The following is a 16835-nucleotide window of genomic DNA, read 5'->3' as shown; positions in this document are numbered from 1 at the left end:
TCTGATGCGCGAGTTGGTGTCCATTTAAGGAGGAGTTTTAGCCATGGATGACAGAGAACAGCAGCGCCGCGAACGCGCCTATAAAATCTGGGAAGACGAGGGCCGACCGGAAGGCGCTCATGAGGAGCACTGGCGACGCGCTGAGGAACAGGGCGCACTAAGTGAACAGCAGTCCGAAGACGTCACGAAGGTGAATCAGAAAGCGGACAACGAGTTCAAGAAGGGCGGCAAAAGCGCTCAGAGCGCACCCGATATCAGGCCGCCATCGACGGTCAGCCCGGATTGAAAGGGACGCGAACGTGAGCACGAATCTGAAAAAAGGCGATCGGGTCACCTGGGAAACAAGCCAGGGCAAGACAGAAGGTCAGGTCGTGAAAAAGCAGACCTCGGACACCAAAATCAAGGGGCATAAGGTAAAAGCCTCAAAGGCTGATCCCCAGATCATCGTCGAGAGCTCCAAGTCGGGCAGACGGGCCGCACATCGGCCGCAAGCCCTAGACAAAAGATAGCTCGTGGTTGTTCACGGCGCGCAGGGTCATCGGATGTGGACGGGGTCTATCTCGAAAAGCCCCACTATCTGAAGCCGGCTCGTTATCCAATCTCAACGATGGAGGCTTCCAGTGAACGTTGACGATTTCGCTGAACAACGCCCGCTCTTCGTTCTGGAGAATTTCTTCTCCGGTTCCCTGCGGGGGTGGGGGATCACGCTTAGCCGCATGGGCAGCTTCCAGAACCGCTTCACGATCGAGGCCCATGGCCGATACGAGGCATCCGCCAATACCCTGTCCCTGAAGGAGACATACTCTTTCGAAGATGGCCACCGGGACGTACTCACGTGGACCATCATCAACCGCGGGGACGGCAATTACGACGGGCGCGAGACGTTGATCGACGGAACCGCTAACGGCAGGCAAAGCGGCAACGCGTTTCAGTGGAAGTATCATCGTGAGGTGCCTGCTGCCGACGGTTCGAAAACGAAGTTTGGCTTCAATGACCGGTTCTTCCCGCATGACGAAAATCATATGACCGTTCACGCGTCGTTGACGAAGCTCGGCATCGAGTTCGCCACAATCCACGCGTTCTACGAACGGATTTGACCGCATCCATCGGCCGGAACCCTATCTGCACTGGAACATATCAATGGAGACACGGTTGTTGAGCCGTCATCTAAAAACGAGGAGAGCACAATGGTCACCATGGTCGGCAATGAAGACACCATCGATAAGCTTGTCACCAACCTCATCTATCTCGAACACGACGCCATCGCCGCGTACGAATCCGTGATCGAGCGTCTCGACGACAAACAACTCAGCGCGCAGGTCGCCACCTTCCGTGACGACCACCTCCAGCATATTCAGGTTCTCAACGATATGGCGCGCGAAATCGGCACGGACGCGCCGACCGAGGGGGACATGAAGCAGATGCTGACCACGGGCAAGATCGCGCTGGCGGACCTGTTCGGTGACTCGGCGATCCTGAAAGCGATGAAGACCAACGAGGACGACACGGTCACGGCCTACGAGCGGGCTTCCCGGCACGAGGATGCTATCCCGCAGTCGAAAGCCTTCTTCCTGAAGGCATTGCACGACGAGCAGCGTCATCGCGAGTGGTTCGAGACGACGGCGAAAGCGTTGTGATCTTGAAATCGAGCAGTCGAGCTCTCATCTTAGGCTCACACCCCGATCGATAGCCGCCTGCTGTGACGATGCCGTCGCGCGTTCGTGGCTGTCCGGGTTCGAAGGGCGCTCCCCGTGATCGGGTCGAGCGCCCTTCGCGTGTCCAGGCGAATGACAGACCTGCCGCCAGTTGCGGCGTCTTTCAGGGATATCAAGTTGAAGTCGAGATCACGGAATTTTCTAAAATCCGCCATCGCACTTGTGATGGCCATGACATCGCTGTCCCATCCCATGAAAGCCGTGGCATCGGAACGCACTGATGTTGCCGCTGGCCGCCGTGTTCAGGGAAGTAATGCCGACGTCAATGGTGCAGCGTCGGAGTCCCGGCAAGCCCGCCGTCTGGTGATATTCTTCCACGGTATACGCGGGCGCGGCTCCGTTATGGCTGCGATCGGCGAGTCATGGAAAGCGACGTTGCGTGAGACGGAATTCGTGTCTCCCGACGCCCCGTTCGCCCATCGGTCCGGCGGACGGCAATGGTTCACTGTCGATGACCAGGTCCTCCGTCCGGATCGCATTCAGGCCGCGCGGCGTGCGTTCGACGAGTTGGTCACCGACATCATCGAGCGCGAAGGTTTTGGGAACGACTTGCAGAACGTCGCGTTCGTCGGCGTTTCCCAGGGGGCGATCATGGCACTCGACGCCGTCACTTCGGGACGGTGGAAAGTCGGCGCGCTCGTAAGCTTCGCTGGCCTAATGCCGTTACCCCCGACATCATCGTCATCCGACACCTCAATCTTACTGATACATGGGGGAGCCGACGGGACGATACCGTCTACGGCATCCGTGGCGGCAAGCGGACAGCTCAAATCCGCTGGCTACGATGTCACGCTCAAAATCTTCCCGAACGTCGGTCATACGATATCGTCCGAGCAGGCACGGCAAGCGGCCAGCTTCCTGAAGAATCGGCTTGACGGCTAACCAACGGGCATACCGAGCGGCCGATGCCTAAAGTAGGTTGCCATTGAGAAGACATCCGGCCGCCGATTACCTAAACGCGAGCCGCGAGGTCAAGCGGGGTGTAATGGCCCTATTTGACGAGAGCCATCACCCGCGCCTGGCATTTGTCGCCGTCTTCGGCGCACATTTTATCGCAAGCGCCGACAAGGCAACGGCGCAGGCGTGACAGGGTGATGCTCGCACGATAGCGCTTCACGACGTCTTTCCGGTCCAGCTCGCCGTACATGCGGCAACACTTGCATTCGACCGCGATAACCGCACCCTTCAGCGTCCTTAGCGTTGGATTAGCCTGCACGCATATGCCCGCCGCTGAGGAAACTGCAGTCTACTTTGGTCCGGTGTCGTGCGTTTGCGGCGAGCGGCGCAGTGGCGGGGTCACTGGCGACGACTTTATCTTGATCCGTCGTCCGAGCGGCTTCCATCCGCCCGCTTCGAGAGCTTCGCCCAGCGATCCCGAATAGGCCTTCAAGTCCTTTCCCGATGGTGTAGCGCGCGTCATGGTCAGTCAGCCTCGGCAGATTGAGGTGCAAAATGAGCTCTCTCGGCATTTTTGACAAGGTTGCATCTCGCCGTCGGAAAAAATCTTCAATAACGCCGGTCACTTAGCGCTTCTCCTTAGAGTCCTGATTCATCTAGGCTTTCGACGAAGATCGCCATCTGTTTGCCTGGTATCGTTTGATTCAGCCGGCTTGACTCTGCTTTTAGATGGGAACAGAAGAAGAACGTCAACCATTTTTCAGGATATGAAGTCCTGTCCAACGCGAACCGTGGAGGTCCGTGAATGAGAACATTTGCCCGGCCTTCAGCCGTCATTGAAGAGCTTCGAGAACGGATTTCCAAGATCGAAAGCGTGTCCGCAAGGAAGGCCGAGTCGCTACCGTTCGGCATCGCCGAGATCGACACCAGGCTTCCGGGCGGCGGGCTGGCCTTCGGGGCACTTCACGAATTCGCGGGCGGCGGAGCAGGGACGGTCGACGGGGCGGCGGCCGCGCTCATGGTAGCCGGGATAGCGGCCCGGACGAAGGGTAAAATCCTGTGGTGCATGAGCAGGCCCGACCTGTTCGCACCGGCGGTTTCCCAGGCGGGCCTGCATCCGGACCGCATCATCTGGGTTGAAGCCGACCGGGAGGAGGATGTCCTCGCTTCCTTCGAAGAGGGGCTGAGCTTCGGCGGGTTCGGAGCTGTCGTCGGCGAGATCGTGCGTCTGCCGATGATGATCTCCAGACGGCTTCAGCTGGCCGCCGAGAAATCGGGGACCATGGGTCTGGCTCTGCGGCGATGGCGACGGCAGACGGAAGCCAACGATTACGGCCAGCCGACCGCATCGGTGACGAGATGGAGAATAAGCCAGCTGCCGTCGGAAGACCTTCCGGTCGCAGGCGTCGGGAGGCCGAGATGGCTGGCGGAGCTGATGAGGTCGCGTGCGGGCGAGTGTGCCGAGTTTTGCGTTGGAGCATGTGATGGCAAGGGTCGTCTCTCTATATTTTCCCCGATGGCCTACGGACAGGATCAGAAAGGCAGGGGCCGATGGCACACCGCCTCCTGACAAGCCCATGGTCGTGATCGCCAGATCGGGTTCGAAGCGGACGGTCTGTGCAGCCGACGACGCCGCGCGCGCTCTAGGCCTCCGGGTCGGCATGCCCGCGAGCAAGGCGCAGGCCCTCGTGGCCGACCTCGCCATGTACGACCACGACCCGAACGGCGATTACGCCGCGCTCGACAGGATGGCCCTCTGGATGCTCAGGCAATACAGCCCGGTCGTGACGATCGACGGTATCGATGGCATTGTCCTGGACACCGAAGGCGCGGACCATCTCCAAGGCGGGGAAGAGATGATGCTCTCCGGCATGGTCAACCGCCTCAGAGGTGTGGGCGTGACGGCGCGGGCGGCCATCGCGGACACCTGGGGCGCGGCGCACGCGATCGCCAGGGTAACATCCCCCGAGTGGACGGTTGTTCCCGTGTCCGAGACGGCAAAGGCGGTTCTAGGGCTTCCCATCGTCTGTCTGCGGCTCGCGCCCGAGACAGTAAGCGGCCTGCGCGTTCTGGGGATCGAAACGGTCGGACAATTGTCGGCGATGCCGAGAGCGCCGCTGACGTTGCGTTTCGGACCGCAGGTTGGACGCAGGCTGGACCAGATGTTCGGGAGGGCGGGCGAACCCATCGATCCGATCCGTTCACCGGAGATCGTAGAAGTGAGCCGACCGTTCGCGGAACCTATCGGGGCCGCCGAGACAATCGCCAGATACGTCGGTCGGCTGGTGAAGGAACTCTGCGCAGGCCTCGAGACCCGCGGTCTCGGGGTTCGCCGTGCCGACCTCATCGTCCACCGTGTCGACAATACCATTCAGGCTATCCGGGCGGGCCTCGCCAAACCGGTTCGGGATGACACGCGCCTGACCCGGCTGCTTACCGACAGGATCGAGAAGATCGACCCCGGTTTCGGTATCGAACGGCTTTCGCTCGTCGCCGTCTGGGCGGAGCCGCTCGAGGAGCGGCAGCAGTCCTCGTCCCTGATCGAGGAAACGGTGCTGGATGTTACCCCGCTTGTCGATGTTTTGGGTAACCGCGGGCTTCGCGTCTACAGGATCACGCCCGTGGCCAGCGATGTGCCGGAAAGGAGCTTCAAAAGGGTCGCGCCCATGTCCGAAGAGACGGGGGCCGACTGGCAGTCCAACTGGCCGCGGCCTAGCAGATTGCTGGCGAGGCCGGAGGAAATCGAGGTCATGAACGTCCTTCCCGACAGCCCACCGAGGACGATGACATGGCGCGGCAAGCGCCGCCGCATCGTTCGCGGCGACGGGCCGGAACGCGTGTTCGGGGAGTGGTGGCTGCGGGATGCCGAGGTCCAAGCCGTCCGGGACTACTATGTGGTCGAAGACGAGAACGGGGAAAGGTTCTGGGTCTACCGACAGGGGGACGGTGTCGATACGGCAACCGGATCACATCGCTGGTTTCTCCACGGGATTTTCGGATGAGGTATGTGGAGCTCCAGACGACGACGCACTTCTCGTTCCTGCGGGGTGCCAGCTCTGCCGATGAACTGTTCGCTCAGGCGGCCGAACTCGGCATCGAGGCTCTGGGGATCGTGGACAGGAACTCGCTGTCGGGGATCGTGCGTGCCTGGGAAGCTTCGAAAGCGACGGGCGTAAAGTTGGTTGTCGGATGTCGCCTCGATCTCACCGATGGCATGGCGATCCTCGTCTACCCGACGGATAGGGCGGCCTACGCGCGCCTGTGCCGCTTGCTGTCGCTCGGAAAGTCCCGCGGCGGCAAGGCCAGGTGCATCTTGGATTTCAATGATGTCGCTCTTTATGCCGAGGGCCTCGTCGGCATCCTGGTTCCGGACGAAGCCGATGACACGTGCGCGATACAGCTGCGGAGGATGTCGGAGGTATTCAAGGATCGCGCCTATGTCAGCCTTTGCCTGAGACGGCGGCCGAACGACAAGCTTCGGCTTCACAATCTCTCGAACCTCGCCGTCAGGCATCGTGTCCGTACCGTCGTGACCAATGACGTACTTTTCCACGAGCCCGACCGTCGGCAGCTCCAGGACATCGTCACGTGCATCAGGCACAACAAGACAATCGACGACATCGGTTTCAACCGCGAGCGACACGCCGACAGATATCTCAAGCACGCGAAGGAGATGCACCGACTGTTCGAAGCCTACCCAGAGGCACTCGCGCGCACCGTTGAGATCGCGAGGCGCTGCACGTTTTCGCTGAGCGAACTGGAGTACCAATATCCCGAGGAGGCTATCATACCGGGGCTTGGCGTCCAGGCGACGCTGGAGAAGTTCACGTGGGAAGGCGCGGCCGAGAGGTATCCCGAAGGTATCCCCAAGACGGTGGCGAAAACCATCCGGCACGAACTTCAGCTCATCGAGACAATGCGGTACGCCCCGTACTTTCTCACGGTCTTTAACATCGTCCGTTTCGCGCGGTCCAAGGGAATTCTGTGCCAGGGGCGGGGGTCGGCGGCAAACAGCGCGGTCTGCTACGTCCTCGGTGTAACGAGCATCGACCCCGAGACCAATGACCTCCTGTTCGAACGCTTCGTCAGCCAGGAAAGGGCGGAGCCACCAGACATCGACGTCGATTTCGAACACGAAAGGAGAGAGGAGGTCATCCAGTGGATTTACGACACCTATGGCCGTACCAAGGCCGCCTTGTGTTCCGCCGTCACGCGGTATCGTGCCAAGGGAGCGCTGCGTGATGTCGGAAAGGCGCTCGGCCTGCCGGAAGACATGATCCGCCAGTTGTCATCAGGGGTGTGGGGCTGGAGCAAGGAGGGCGTGTCCGAGAAAGAGGTCAAGGACAACAACCTGAACATGGGAGATCGAAGACTTCGACTGGCAATCGAACTGGCGCAGCAGCTGATGGGCGCGCCGCGGCATCTGAGCCAGCACCCGGGTGGATTTGTCCTGACGAACGACCGACTGGACGAGTTGGTGCCGATAGAACCGGCCGCGATGGACCACAGGCAGATTATCGAGTGGGACAAGGATGACGTCGAAGCGCTCAAGATGATGAAGGTCGATATCCTGGCACTCGGCATGCTGACCTGCATGTCCAAAGCCTTCGCGCTGATCAGGGAACACAAGAACGACCCGCTCGATCTCGCGGGCATCGAACAGGAAGACGGGTCGACGTACGCGATGATCCGCAAGGCGGACACCTTGGGCACATTCCAAGTGGAGTCACGCGCGCAGATGGCGATGTTGCCTCGACTGAAACCACGGACATTCTACGACCTCGTGATCCAGGTGGCCATCGTTCGACCAGGGCCCATTCAGGGAGACATGGTTCATCCTTACCTGCGCCGCCGCGAGGGCAGGGAGCCTGTCGAGTATCCGACGCCCGAACTGGAGGCGGTACTCGGTAAAACTCTCGGAGTGCCGCTTTTTCAGGAGTCCGCGATGCGAGTCGCGATGGTCTGCGCGGGCTTCACCGCAGGTGAGGCGGACCAGCTCAGAAAGAGCATGGCGACATTCAAATTCACGGGTGGCGTGAGCCGCTTCAAGACGAAACTGGTCGAAGGGATGGTGCGCAATGGGTACTCGCCCGAGTTCGCCGAGAAGACGTTTTCACAGTTGGAAGGCTTCGGCTCTTACGGTTTCCCCGAGTCTCACGCCGCTTCCTTCGCTCTCATCGCCTACGCCTCCTGCTACGTGAAGTGTCATTACCCCGACGCCTTCTGCGCCGCGCTTCTGAACTCGCAACCAATGGGTTTCTATGCTCCCGCGCAAATCGTCGCCGACGCTCGCGTGCATGGTGTCGAGGTGCGCCCGGTCTGTCTCAATGCCAGCCGATGGGACTGTACACTGGAAGCAATCCCCGGCACGACGCGCCATGCGGTCAGACTGGGGATGCGGATGGTGAAGGGGCTGGCCCTGCGTGATGCCGCCCGCATCGTGGTCGCCCGCGCCGACGAGCCGTTCGTATCTGCCGACGACGTTTGGAGGCGGTCAGGCGTGCCGACGGAAGCCTTGGTCCAGCTTGCCGAGGCGGATGCCTTCAGGCCGTCCCTGAAGCTGGAGCGCCGCGACGCCCTATGGGCGCTCAAGGCACTGCGGGACGACCCGCTGCCCCTGTTCGCGGCGGCCGCCGAACGCGAAGCCGAGGTGGTTCCCGAGATGGTCGAGCCATCGGTCTCGCTGGTTCCCATGGTCGAGGGGAGACAGGTCGTCGAGGACTATGGGCATACAGGATTGACGCTACGAGACCATCCTATGAGTTTCCTGCGGGAAGACCTGAGGCGGAAGAACATCGTCACCTGCGCGGAGGCTGCGGGACATCACGACGGGAAGTGGCTCTGGACGGCGGGCATTGTCCTGGTTCGCCAGAAGCCGGGAAGCGCCAAGGGTGTCATGTTCGCGACGATCGAGGACGAGACGGGCGTCGTGAATGTCGTCATCTGGCCGTCGCTCTTCGAGAGGCAGAGACGAGTAGTCCTGTCGGCCTCGATGCTGGGGGTCAATGGAAAGATACAGCGGGAGGGCGATGTCGTTCACCTGGTCGCCCAACGGCTGTTCGACTTCTCCAGCGATCTCGGTAGCCTTGGCGAACGTGACGGGGCATTCCCACTGCAAAAAGGGCGCGGCGATGAGTTCGCGACAGGATCGGCTGGATCGCCGGATTCCAGGGATCGGCCGAAGGCTGGAGTACAGGCGAGGGACATCTTCATCCCCGATCTGCACATCGATACCCTGAAGGTAAAGGCACGAAACTTCCAGTAGTCTCGATCGCCCTGCCAAAGCTAACGGTTGACATTCTCGTGGAAAACCCTATCTCAGGTTTATCGATCTTTTGCTTGCTGAACTTTGGCTACCGCGCGATTGGCACCGCGCCTGACAAACTTTTCCTTTCAAAATCAATCGCTATCACCATCCGCTGAACTCTTGTTCTGCGGTCGCTTAACATTGCTTTGAAAGGGTTCGTCATGACCACAGGCACGGTAAAATGGTTCAATTCCACCAAGGGCTTCGGCTTTATCCAGCCCGACAACGGCGGCGCTGACGCGTTCGTTCACATCTCCGCTGTCGAACGCGCCGGAATGCACGAAATCGTCGAGGGCCAGAAACTCGGCTACGAGCTGGAGCGTGACAACAAGTCCGGCAAGATGTCGGCCTGCAACCTTCAGGCTGCATAATACAAACTGCTTCTCCTTTGACCACGGATGTACTGGCACTGTGGAAGCTAGTTGATTGAAAGGCCGGGCATTCGCCCGGCCTTTTCATTTTTCTGCACTGGATACATATTGCGGCGGCCGGAGGACGTTTGTCGCTTCCGGTGATGCAAGGCGATCTAACGAGATTGGACACGTACGTGAACCGAAGGCCCGACAACAGTGAATGGGACATCGGGCATCTCCGGCGCGCGATCGAGGCAGCGGGGGTGGCGCTATGGTCATGGAACGTCGATACGGATGCGTTCGAGATGGATCGCCGGGGTTACGAACTCTGGGCGGTACCCGATGACGTTCAGTTGACCTTCGAGATACTCTCGGCAAAAATCCACCCCGCGGATCGCGACAGGGTCAGAGCGGCCTTTTATTCGACGCGGGCGACGTTGGGTCGCTATGAAATCGACTATCGCATCCTCGTGGGCGATGACGTCAGATGGATATCCGCGAGGGGGCAGGGCAGCGACGAGGGAATCACCGATAGGTGCATGACGGGCATATTTTTGGATGTCACAGGCCGCAAGCAGGCAGAGGAAAGCCACGAGCTTCTCGCAGGTGAGATGAGCCATCGCGTCAAAAACCTGCTGGCGATTGCCTCAGGGCTAACTACGATCTCGTCACGGTCGGCCGCTTCGGTTGAAGAGATGGCCAGACAGCTGACTGGTCGACTGACCGCGCTTGGGCGTGCCCATGACCTGGTCAGACCGCTAGCGCAAGGCCAAGGTAACGCTGCTTTGCTCGGCGACCTTTTTTCCGTACTCCTTGCACCCTATGACGACGACGGCGCGTTTGCTGGGCGGATCAGGATCGCCGTTCCAAGGGTCGGGGTCGGGGAGAGAGCCGCCACAGGCTTGGCGCTCGTCATTCACGAACTCGCTACAAACTCTCTCAAATACGGAGCGTTCTCCGTGCCGGAGGGTACGCTCGACGTATCGGGAACCATGAGCGGTGACGACGTGTCTATCACCTGGACAGAGCACGGAGGCCCGAAGGTCGAGGCTCCGAGCAAGGGCGATGGCTACGGCAGCACTATGCTTCGGCGGACGATCGAGGGGCATCTCGCGGGCAACATAGAATACGAGTGGGCCGAGGACGGTCTGATCGCCAGGCTTCTCGTGAGCGGTGAGCGTCTGTCCAGCTAGGTTCGAATGGCCAACGAGGTTATGGTTTCGTAGACATCGCCTTCAGCCGCGAGATCACCGTTGAAAAATCGTATGGTTTCGACAGAAACTCGGCCGAGCTGGGCCAGTTCGTCGGGCCTCATTCTGCCCGAGGCGACAAGTATTCCCGCTTCGGGAAAACGCTCCGCAACCACCTTCGCGAGGTCGACTCCGGATAGTCGGCCCGGCATCTGGATGTCGGTGAAGAGAAGGTGGATCGTGTGGTCTTCGATTATTTGGAGCGCATCGTCCGCCGTGGCAGCCACAATAACTTCAAACCCCGCTTCTTCCAGCGCGTCGATGACGGTCAGCCGGATCAGGAACTCATCCTCGACCACGAGAACCTTGCGCATCCGTCTCTCCAGTTTACTGTCGCAATCAACACGAAACTAGACGGGAACGTTCCGGATATAATTCGATTCAGGTCGGATGGAATGCAGTTGCGCGCGCTGCCCGGATTGGTCAGCTGCAGTCACGACGCGGTTGGGTATGGAGAATTTGGTCATGTGCAACTTATACACGGTCCGCGTTTCCGCAGCCGAGGTCGCCGCGCATTTCGGTAGTATCGGCGCATTGCAGACAAACGCCCCGGAGGAAGTCTATCCTGGTACACCGGGGTTGGTGGTCACCGAGACCGTGGGCGTCCGTGAATTGCGGTCTATGGTGTGGGGCTTTCCCATGCGCTTCAAAGGCATGAAGCCCGAAGCCAAACCGAAGCCGGTCAACAATGTCGCCGATTTGAGTAAGGGGGTATGGGTCGGATTGGCGCGGAAGCCGCAATGGCGCTGTTTGATACCCGTAACGGGATTTGCGGAGGCGGAGGGCGCGAAGGGAAAAATGACCCGGACCTGGTTCTCGCACAGGGATGATCCGATATTCGCCTGGGCAGGCCTTTGGCGGGGGAGCGATGAATGGGGGCCCGTGTACAGTGGCGTGATGACCGACGCGAACGAGGCGATCAAACCTGTCCACAATCGGATGCCCGTCCTTCTCCAGCAACACGAATACGAGCAATGGCTCCACGGGAGCTTCGAAGAGGCACTCGCGTTGCAGCAGAGGACCTTTCCGCCGGAGTTGATCACAATCGATCGAACAAGCGAGCTGTGGAACAAGAAGAAGGTGTCAGACGCTCCGCTGCTACTATGAGCCGACGGCCTATCAAACCACCGCGGTTTCCCGACCGCGGAACCATTGGTCGCATTCGAGGTTGAGTAGCACCGCGGAAAAATTCCTGCCGCCGGACCCCCACCTTAGTTTGGAGACGACAATGGCTACGAAGACCCTTGAAGACCTGTTTATCGACGGCGTGAAGGATATTTACTACGCCGAACGCAAGATCGTCGCCGCTCTCAAGAAAATGACCCGAGGCGCGCAGTCCCAAGACCTGAAGTCCGCTTTCGACCTTCACCTCCAGGAAACCGAAGGGCAGATCGAGCGCCTCGTTCAGGTGTTTGAACTTCTCGGAAAGCCGGCACGCGGTAAGACCTGCGCCGCCATCGACGGGATTATCGAGGAAGGCCAGGAAATCCTCGAGGAGTTCAAGGATTCGCCGGCGCTGGATGCAGGCTTGCTCGCCGCCGCGCAGGCGGTCGAACACTACGAAATCGCCCGCTACGGTACGCTGCGCAACTGGGCGCTGGAACTCGGCAAGGAAGACGTGGCGCAGCTTCTCGGGCAGACCCTCGCAGAGGAAGAAAAAACGGACCAGGCCCTTACCCAGCTCGCTGATGCCAAGGTCAATCGCAAGGGCAAGACCAAGGCTGCTTGATCGTGCGCGCGGGGCGGCAAAACCTAACGCCCCGCCTTTTTTGTGGCTTTGGAGCGGGTGATGCACGACTGCGCTGTTATCGGTGGCGGACCCGCGGGCCTGACCGCCGCAATATATCTGGCGAGATACCATCTCTCCGTCGCCGTGTTCGACGACGACACCAGCCGCGCGGCGTCGATTCCGATGAGCCACAATCACGCAGGATTTCCCGACGGCATTAACGGGCGCGATCTCTTGAACAGGATGCGGACGCAGGCCCTCAGACACGGTGTCGACATCCGGGCGGAAAAGGTGACGGAACTTCATCGCACGAACAATGGCTTCAGGGTGCTGTCCCATGAACCACTGGACGTGCGATCCGTCCTGCTCGCGACCGGAGTCGTGAACAGACGCCCTGCCATTTCGGCCGAGCTTCACGACACGGCCGTGTCCGCGGGTCTCGTCCGATACTGTCCCGTGTGTGACGGGTTCGAAATCACGGATAAACCGATTGCCGTCATAGGCTCCGGCTCGCGGGCTTTCAAAGAAGTTGTCTTTCTTCGTAGCTATACCAAGAACCTCACTTTGGTATCGGATGTGGCCGAGCATGGGTTATCCGCGGAGGAGGCGGCACGGTTGGAAGAGTTGGGGGTGGCCGTGAGGACGGGACCTGTCGAATTCGTTTCTGCCGACGGTGGTGCGATCGAAATAACGGCAAGGGGCCAACGTTTTTCGTTCGCGGCGGTATACCCCGCCCTTGGCTCAGATGTGCGCTCGCACCTCGCGGAAATGGTCGGTGCGGAATTGTCAGACGAGGGATGTGTCACGGTTGACGCGCATCAACGAACCACCGTTGTCGGGCTTTACGCTGCCGGGGACGTGGTAATCGGCCTCGACCAGATCAGTAACGCCATGGGACAGGCTGGCGTCGCCGCGACTTCGATACGGAACGATCTCTGTGATAGCATGCCCTTGATCCGTCCATGAAATAGGCTCACATGACCGTAAGTCGTGGGGCGATTCTTCACGGTGTCCCAACCGACAGCTAGCCGGATAGCAACTGTGCGTGGCGCAAAGTTCCGGTTATTCCTCAAGTGCGTTCGCTATCGCCAAGGCCTGCATACCACTCTGCGTAGGCAGTATTTTTGACGAGGTGACGGTTGTAGTCCGGGTCGCCGTCCAGCCACCAAACCGGTCCGCGTTCACCGAGAGCAATCTTCGCCTTATCGACCCGCCGTCGCGCGTCGGCACGCGCCACTGGATCGGCCCCGGCCGTTCTTACCGCCCGGCGCGCCATCATGAGTTCCAGCACGAGAGCGTCGCGCTTGTCACGGTCAAGCCCAGGGTTGGACTTCCTCCACAGACGACCTCTGACAACGAAATAGCGGCCGTCCGGGGTGTCGGGAAATGCGTTCTTCTTCATTCACTCGCCTCCTCGATAGAAGAAGGAACTTTCGAGCGAGGCGGAGGTTTCTTACCAAGATCGCGGCGTGTCAATCGGACACGACGGAGATGGTGAACACGGGGATTTTTCCGATTTCTCTCCGTGGGCAACGAAACGCCAGGCGAGCACCCAACCTGTCCGCCGCGATCTGACCCTAAACGGAAGCCGCCGATGATCGACCCTCCCACCAGGGAAACCGGTACGAACGAACGGAAGGTCGAACTCGATCAGACGGTGGACTATGCCGTCCAACTCCTCGAGGAGGAGGCCCATCTCATCGGCTGGCAGCGCGCGGAATTCCTGGCGTCTATCATCGACGTAGCAAACGCGAGGTTGGCGACGCTGGAGGAGGAGGCGCGCTTGGCAGGTGGGACTCCCGTCGGCGACAAACGCAACGGCAAGCGCTTACCGTGAAGATAGCAACCTATAACGTCAACGGCGTCAACGGCCGCTTAGAGGTCCTGCTGAGGTGGCTGGAGCTTGCTAAGCCCGATGTCGTATGCCTCCAGGAATTGAAGGCTCCCGACACGAGGTTTCCCGCCCGGGAGATCGAGGCGGCCGGATATGGCGCTATCTGGCATGGGCAGAAGAGTTGGAACGGTGTGGCAATCCTCGCTCGGGGCAAGAAGCCGTTGCTCACCCGGAAGGGCCTCCCCGGCGACCCGGACGACACGCACAGTCGCTACATCGAGGCGGTCGTCGACGGAATGGTCATCGGCTGCCTATACCTTCCGAACGGAAATCCGTACCCCGGGCCGAAATTCGAGTACAAGCTAGCGTGGTTTCGCAGGCTTGCCGCCTATGCCGCCGAACTGCTCGAACTTGAGGTCCCCGTTATCCTGGCAGGTGACTACAATGTCATGCCGACGGAGCTGGACGTTTATAAGCCCGAACGTTGGATAAACGACGCACTCTTTCGCATCGAAGTTCGGTACGCCTTTCGACAGCTGGTCGAGCAGGGCTGGACCGATGCCATACGAACGCTACATCCGCACGAGACGATCTACACGTTCTGGGATTACTTCCGGAACGCCTATGCCAGGAACGCGGGCCTCAGGATCGACCATTTTCTGCTCAGCCCCGACGTCGCGGCGAGGCTATCGAAAGCGGGTGTCGAGAGGGAAGTTCGCGGGTGGGAGCACACGAGCGACCATGCGCCGACGTGGATCGAACTCTCGGACAAACCGAAACGAGGAAGGAAAGCAAATGGACGGTGACGACTGGCGCACGGCCTTGCGGCTCGAGATCGAAAAGGCGGTAGACGACGCGGTTATCGCCGGAGGGACGCAGTCCGACATTTTCGCGGAAATCCTAAGCGAGGTCGATCGGCTGCGCGCGGCCCTCGAACGCGATCCCGACCCAGCCGAGGACGATACCGACGAGATCGGAGAGCCTTCGAACGACTGGCCCTCCGCCGAGCCGTGAACGACCGGGACGAACCCTAACCGCTTCTCTTGGTCTTCATCTCGCTGGCGACTGATTTGCGAAGGGCGTCCATGATGTTGACGACGTTCGACGGGGCAACGGCCTGGCCCTTGGCCTTCGCAGGCTTCTTCGGCGATCTGAGGGCCTTCTTCTTGTCGGCGATCAGTTTCAGGAGGCTTTCTTGAATGGGGTCACTGACCATGTCCGGCGACCACCGCTCCGTTTTCTGCTTGATGAGTTTTTGGACCAGGGGGACGAGGTCAGGGTCGGCTTCGTCCTCGATATCTTCGAAGTAGTTCTCTTCCGGCCGGACCTCGTCGCCGAAGCGGAGTGTCCATAGGACAATGCCCTCGTCGCGTGGTTCGAGGATCACGGCGCGCTCTCGACGGCCGATCACCAGCTTCGAAACCCCAACGACCTTATCGGCCTTCATCGCGTCACGTATGACGGCAAACGCTTCGTTTCCGACCTGGTCATTGGGGACGAGATAATGCGGTGTATCGAGGTAAACCCACTCGATGCTATTGGCCGGCACGAATTTCTCGATGTCGATTGTCCGAACCGTATCGAGAGCGACCGCATCGAGATCGTCGTCGGTGAGAATTACGTAGTCGTTTTCCCCTCGGGCGTAGCCCTTGGCTTCGTTTTCCTCCTTCACGGGCTTTCCGGTCACGGAATCGATATACTGGGAGATAACGCGATTACCAGTCTCCTTGTTGATCGTATGGAAGCGGACCTTCTCCGCCTCCGAGGTTGCGGGGGACATCGCGACGGGGCATGTCACGAGCGAAAGCTTGAGATAGCCCTTCCAGTACGGTCTTGCCATTGCCAGGTCTCCTAGCTCGCTTTGCGCTGCGACGCGGCCGATACGCGCGGTTTGGCGGTGGATGCGCGCCGGGGCTTGCCGCCGTCCTTACCCGCGTTGGTGTTCGCGGCGGCACGCTTAGGCTCCGACCCCTTCTTCGACAGCCCGGCACTCTCGCGGAGTGCCGCCAGGAGGTCGTTGGGCTTGGATACCGCGACGGGCTTGCGCTTCGGCAACGCCTTGCCTTCTACCTTGGCCTTCACGAGCTCGGCGAGCGCTTCCTCGTAGCGATCGTCGAAGGCCGCCGGGTCGAATTCCCCCTTCTTCGTCGAGATGATATGTTTGGCGAGGTCGAGCATCTCTCCCTCGATTTTCAGTTTCGGCACCTCTTCGAACGCTTTCTTCGACGAGCGCACCTCATAGTCATATTGCAGTGTCGTGGCGATCAACCCGTTGCCGTGGGGACGGATGAGAACCGTGCGGAGACGGCGAAACAGCACCGTTCGCGCGATGGCGGCCACCTTCGACTTCCGCATGCCGTCGCGGAGCGCCGCGAATGCGTCCTGACCGAGCCTGTCCGGTGTGAGGTAGTAGGGTTTGTCGAAGTAGACGTCGTCGACGTCGGAGCAGGGGATGAAGGCCTCGACCTCCAGCGTCTTGTTGCTTTCCGGGATCGTGGCGGCGACTTCCTCTGGATCGACGAGGATGTACTGACCGTTCTCGATTTCGAAGCCCTTCGTCTGTGCCTCCTTCGGAACCGCCTCTTGCGTATCGCTATCCACGAACACGCGATTAACGCGATTGCCCGTCGCCGTGTTGATGGTGTTGAACGTGATCCGGTCGGACGTGGAAGCCGCAGTGTAGAGGCCGACCGCACAAGTCACCTCGCCGAACTTGATAAACCCCTTCCACTGCGCTCGCTGTGCCATGA

Annotated in this window: 21 protein-coding genes; 16 read left to right on the top strand and 5 right to left on the bottom strand. The window is 60.1% G+C overall.

Annotated elements, in window-relative coordinates:
• Window positions 1-43: 43 nt before the first annotated feature.
• The 5 genes from J2Y63_RS10805 to J2Y63_RS10785 all read left to right on the top strand — a co-directional run bounded on the left by J2Y63_RS10805 (window position 44) and on the right by J2Y63_RS10785 (window position 2597).
• Complete coding sequence (locus tag J2Y63_RS10805; RefSeq protein WP_306037760.1) at window positions 44-286, top strand: DUF2934 domain-containing protein; 243 nt, start codon at window positions 44-46, stop codon at window positions 284-286.
• A 13-nt stretch (window positions 287-299) separates the two neighbouring features.
• A complete protein-coding gene (locus J2Y63_RS10800; protein ID WP_306037761.1) occupies window positions 300-509 on the top strand; it encodes a DUF2945 domain-containing protein in 210 nt (69 codons plus the stop codon).
• A 111-nt stretch (window positions 510-620) separates the two neighbouring features.
• A complete protein-coding gene (locus J2Y63_RS10795; protein WP_306037762.1) occupies window positions 621-1097 on the top strand; it encodes a DUF3833 family protein in 477 nt (158 codons plus the stop codon).
• Between the two features lie 90 nt (window positions 1098-1187).
• On the top strand, window positions 1188-1637 hold the full coding sequence (locus J2Y63_RS10790) for a ferritin-like domain-containing protein (RefSeq protein ID WP_306037764.1): 450 nt from the start codon (window positions 1188-1190) through the stop codon (window positions 1635-1637).
• A 195-nt stretch (window positions 1638-1832) separates the two neighbouring features.
• Entirely contained in the window at window positions 1833-2597 is a 765-nt protein-coding gene (locus J2Y63_RS10785) for an alpha/beta hydrolase (RefSeq protein ID WP_306037765.1), read from the top strand.
• A gap of 109 nt (window positions 2598-2706) precedes the next feature.
• Here J2Y63_RS10785 and J2Y63_RS10780 read toward each other — a convergent pair whose 3' ends face one another.
• A complete protein-coding gene (locus J2Y63_RS10780; protein WP_306037766.1) occupies window positions 2707-2862 on the bottom strand; it encodes a hypothetical protein in 156 nt (51 codons plus the stop codon).
• 555 nt (window positions 2863-3417) lie between these two features.
• Here J2Y63_RS10780 and J2Y63_RS10775 point away from each other — a divergent pair.
• From J2Y63_RS10775 to J2Y63_RS10755, 5 genes are all read left to right on the top strand, one after another.
• Entirely contained in the window at window positions 3418-4182 is a 765-nt protein-coding gene (locus tag J2Y63_RS10775) for an ImuA family protein (protein ID WP_306037767.1), read from the top strand.
• Window positions 4097-5614, top strand: a complete 1518-nt coding sequence (locus J2Y63_RS10770) for a Y-family DNA polymerase (protein ID WP_306037768.1) — start codon at window positions 4097-4099, stop codon at window positions 5612-5614. Before J2Y63_RS10775 ends, J2Y63_RS10770 begins: the two co-directional genes overlap by 86 nt.
• Window positions 5611-8877 carry an error-prone DNA polymerase gene (locus tag J2Y63_RS10765; RefSeq protein ID WP_306037769.1) on the top strand — a complete coding sequence of 1089 codons (3267 nt, stop codon included), beginning with the start codon at window positions 5611-5613 and terminating at the stop codon, window positions 8875-8877. Before J2Y63_RS10770 ends, J2Y63_RS10765 begins: the two co-directional genes overlap by 4 nt.
• Window positions 8878-9080: 203 nt before the next feature.
• Entirely contained in the window at window positions 9081-9290 is a 210-nt protein-coding gene (locus tag J2Y63_RS10760; protein ID WP_306037770.1) for a cold-shock protein, read from the top strand.
• A gap of 176 nt (window positions 9291-9466) precedes the next feature.
• A complete protein-coding gene (locus J2Y63_RS10755; protein WP_306037771.1) occupies window positions 9467-10465 on the top strand; it encodes a sensor histidine kinase in 999 nt (332 codons plus the stop codon).
• Here the strand turns inward: J2Y63_RS10755 and J2Y63_RS10750 are convergent.
• Entirely contained in the window at window positions 10462-10836 is a 375-nt protein-coding gene (locus tag J2Y63_RS10750; protein ID WP_306037772.1) for a response regulator transcription factor, read from the bottom strand. The genes J2Y63_RS10755 and J2Y63_RS10750 overlap by 4 nt on opposite strands.
• A 151-nt stretch (window positions 10837-10987) precedes the next feature.
• Here J2Y63_RS10750 and J2Y63_RS10745 point away from each other — a divergent pair, with 151 nt between their 5' ends.
• The 3 genes from J2Y63_RS10745 to J2Y63_RS10735 all read left to right on the top strand — a co-directional run bounded on the left by J2Y63_RS10745 (window position 10988) and on the right by J2Y63_RS10735 (window position 13217).
• On the top strand, window positions 10988-11629 hold the full coding sequence (locus J2Y63_RS10745; protein WP_306037773.1) for an SOS response-associated peptidase: 642 nt from the start codon (window positions 10988-10990) through the stop codon (window positions 11627-11629).
• A 121-nt stretch (window positions 11630-11750) separates the two neighbouring features.
• Window positions 11751-12251: a ferritin-like domain-containing protein gene (locus J2Y63_RS10740; protein ID WP_306037774.1), complete on the top strand. Its 501-nt coding sequence runs from the start codon at window positions 11751-11753 to the stop codon at window positions 12249-12251.
• A gap of 60 nt (window positions 12252-12311) precedes the next feature.
• On the top strand, window positions 12312-13217 hold the full coding sequence (locus J2Y63_RS10735; RefSeq protein WP_306037775.1) for an NAD(P)/FAD-dependent oxidoreductase: 906 nt from the start codon (window positions 12312-12314) through the stop codon (window positions 13215-13217).
• Window positions 13218-13320: 103 nt separating this feature from the next.
• On the opposite strand, the gene J2Y63_RS10730 is transcribed toward J2Y63_RS10735, so the two are convergent.
• Window positions 13321-13653, bottom strand: coding sequence for a hypothetical protein (locus tag J2Y63_RS10730; protein WP_306037776.1), 333 nt, complete (start codon window positions 13651-13653; stop codon window positions 13321-13323).
• A gap of 192 nt (window positions 13654-13845) precedes the next feature.
• On the opposite strand from J2Y63_RS10730, the gene J2Y63_RS10725 reads away from it, so the two are divergent.
• From J2Y63_RS10725 to J2Y63_RS10715, 3 genes are read left to right on the top strand one after another with little or no spacing between them, the layout of a single operon-like run.
• Complete coding sequence (locus tag J2Y63_RS10725) at window positions 13846-14088, top strand: hypothetical protein (RefSeq protein ID WP_435266085.1); 243 nt, start codon at window positions 13846-13848, stop codon at window positions 14086-14088.
• Window positions 14085-14891 (top strand): exodeoxyribonuclease III, encoded by an 807-nt coding sequence (xth, locus tag J2Y63_RS10720; protein ID WP_306037778.1) that lies wholly within the window; start codon window positions 14085-14087, stop codon window positions 14889-14891. Before J2Y63_RS10725 ends, xth begins: the two co-directional genes overlap by 4 nt.
• The gene (locus J2Y63_RS10715) at window positions 14881-15099 is read left to right on the top strand and encodes a hypothetical protein (protein ID WP_306037779.1); all 219 of its coding nucleotides are present in this window, start codon (window positions 14881-14883) and stop codon (window positions 15097-15099) included. Before xth ends, J2Y63_RS10715 begins: the two co-directional genes overlap by 11 nt.
• 16 nt (window positions 15100-15115) lie before the next feature.
• On the opposite strand, the gene J2Y63_RS10710 is transcribed toward J2Y63_RS10715, so the two are convergent.
• Window positions 15116-15925 (bottom strand): Ku protein, encoded by an 810-nt coding sequence (locus J2Y63_RS10710; RefSeq protein WP_306037780.1) that lies wholly within the window; start codon window positions 15923-15925, stop codon window positions 15116-15118.
• Window positions 15926-15936: 11 nt separating this feature from the next.
• On the bottom strand, window positions 15937-16833 hold the full coding sequence (locus J2Y63_RS10705; protein WP_306037781.1) for a Ku protein: 897 nt from the start codon (window positions 16831-16833) through the stop codon (window positions 15937-15939).
• Between the last annotated feature and the right edge of the window lie 2 nt (window positions 16834-16835).

It is taken from the genome of Shinella sp. BE166 (genome assembly GCF_051201095.1).
Classification (GTDB): domain Bacteria; phylum Pseudomonadota; class Alphaproteobacteria; order Rhizobiales; family Rhizobiaceae; genus Shinella; species Shinella lacus.
Note: the sequence above shows the minus strand (reverse complement) of the source record. Positions and strands in the feature narration are given on the sequence as shown.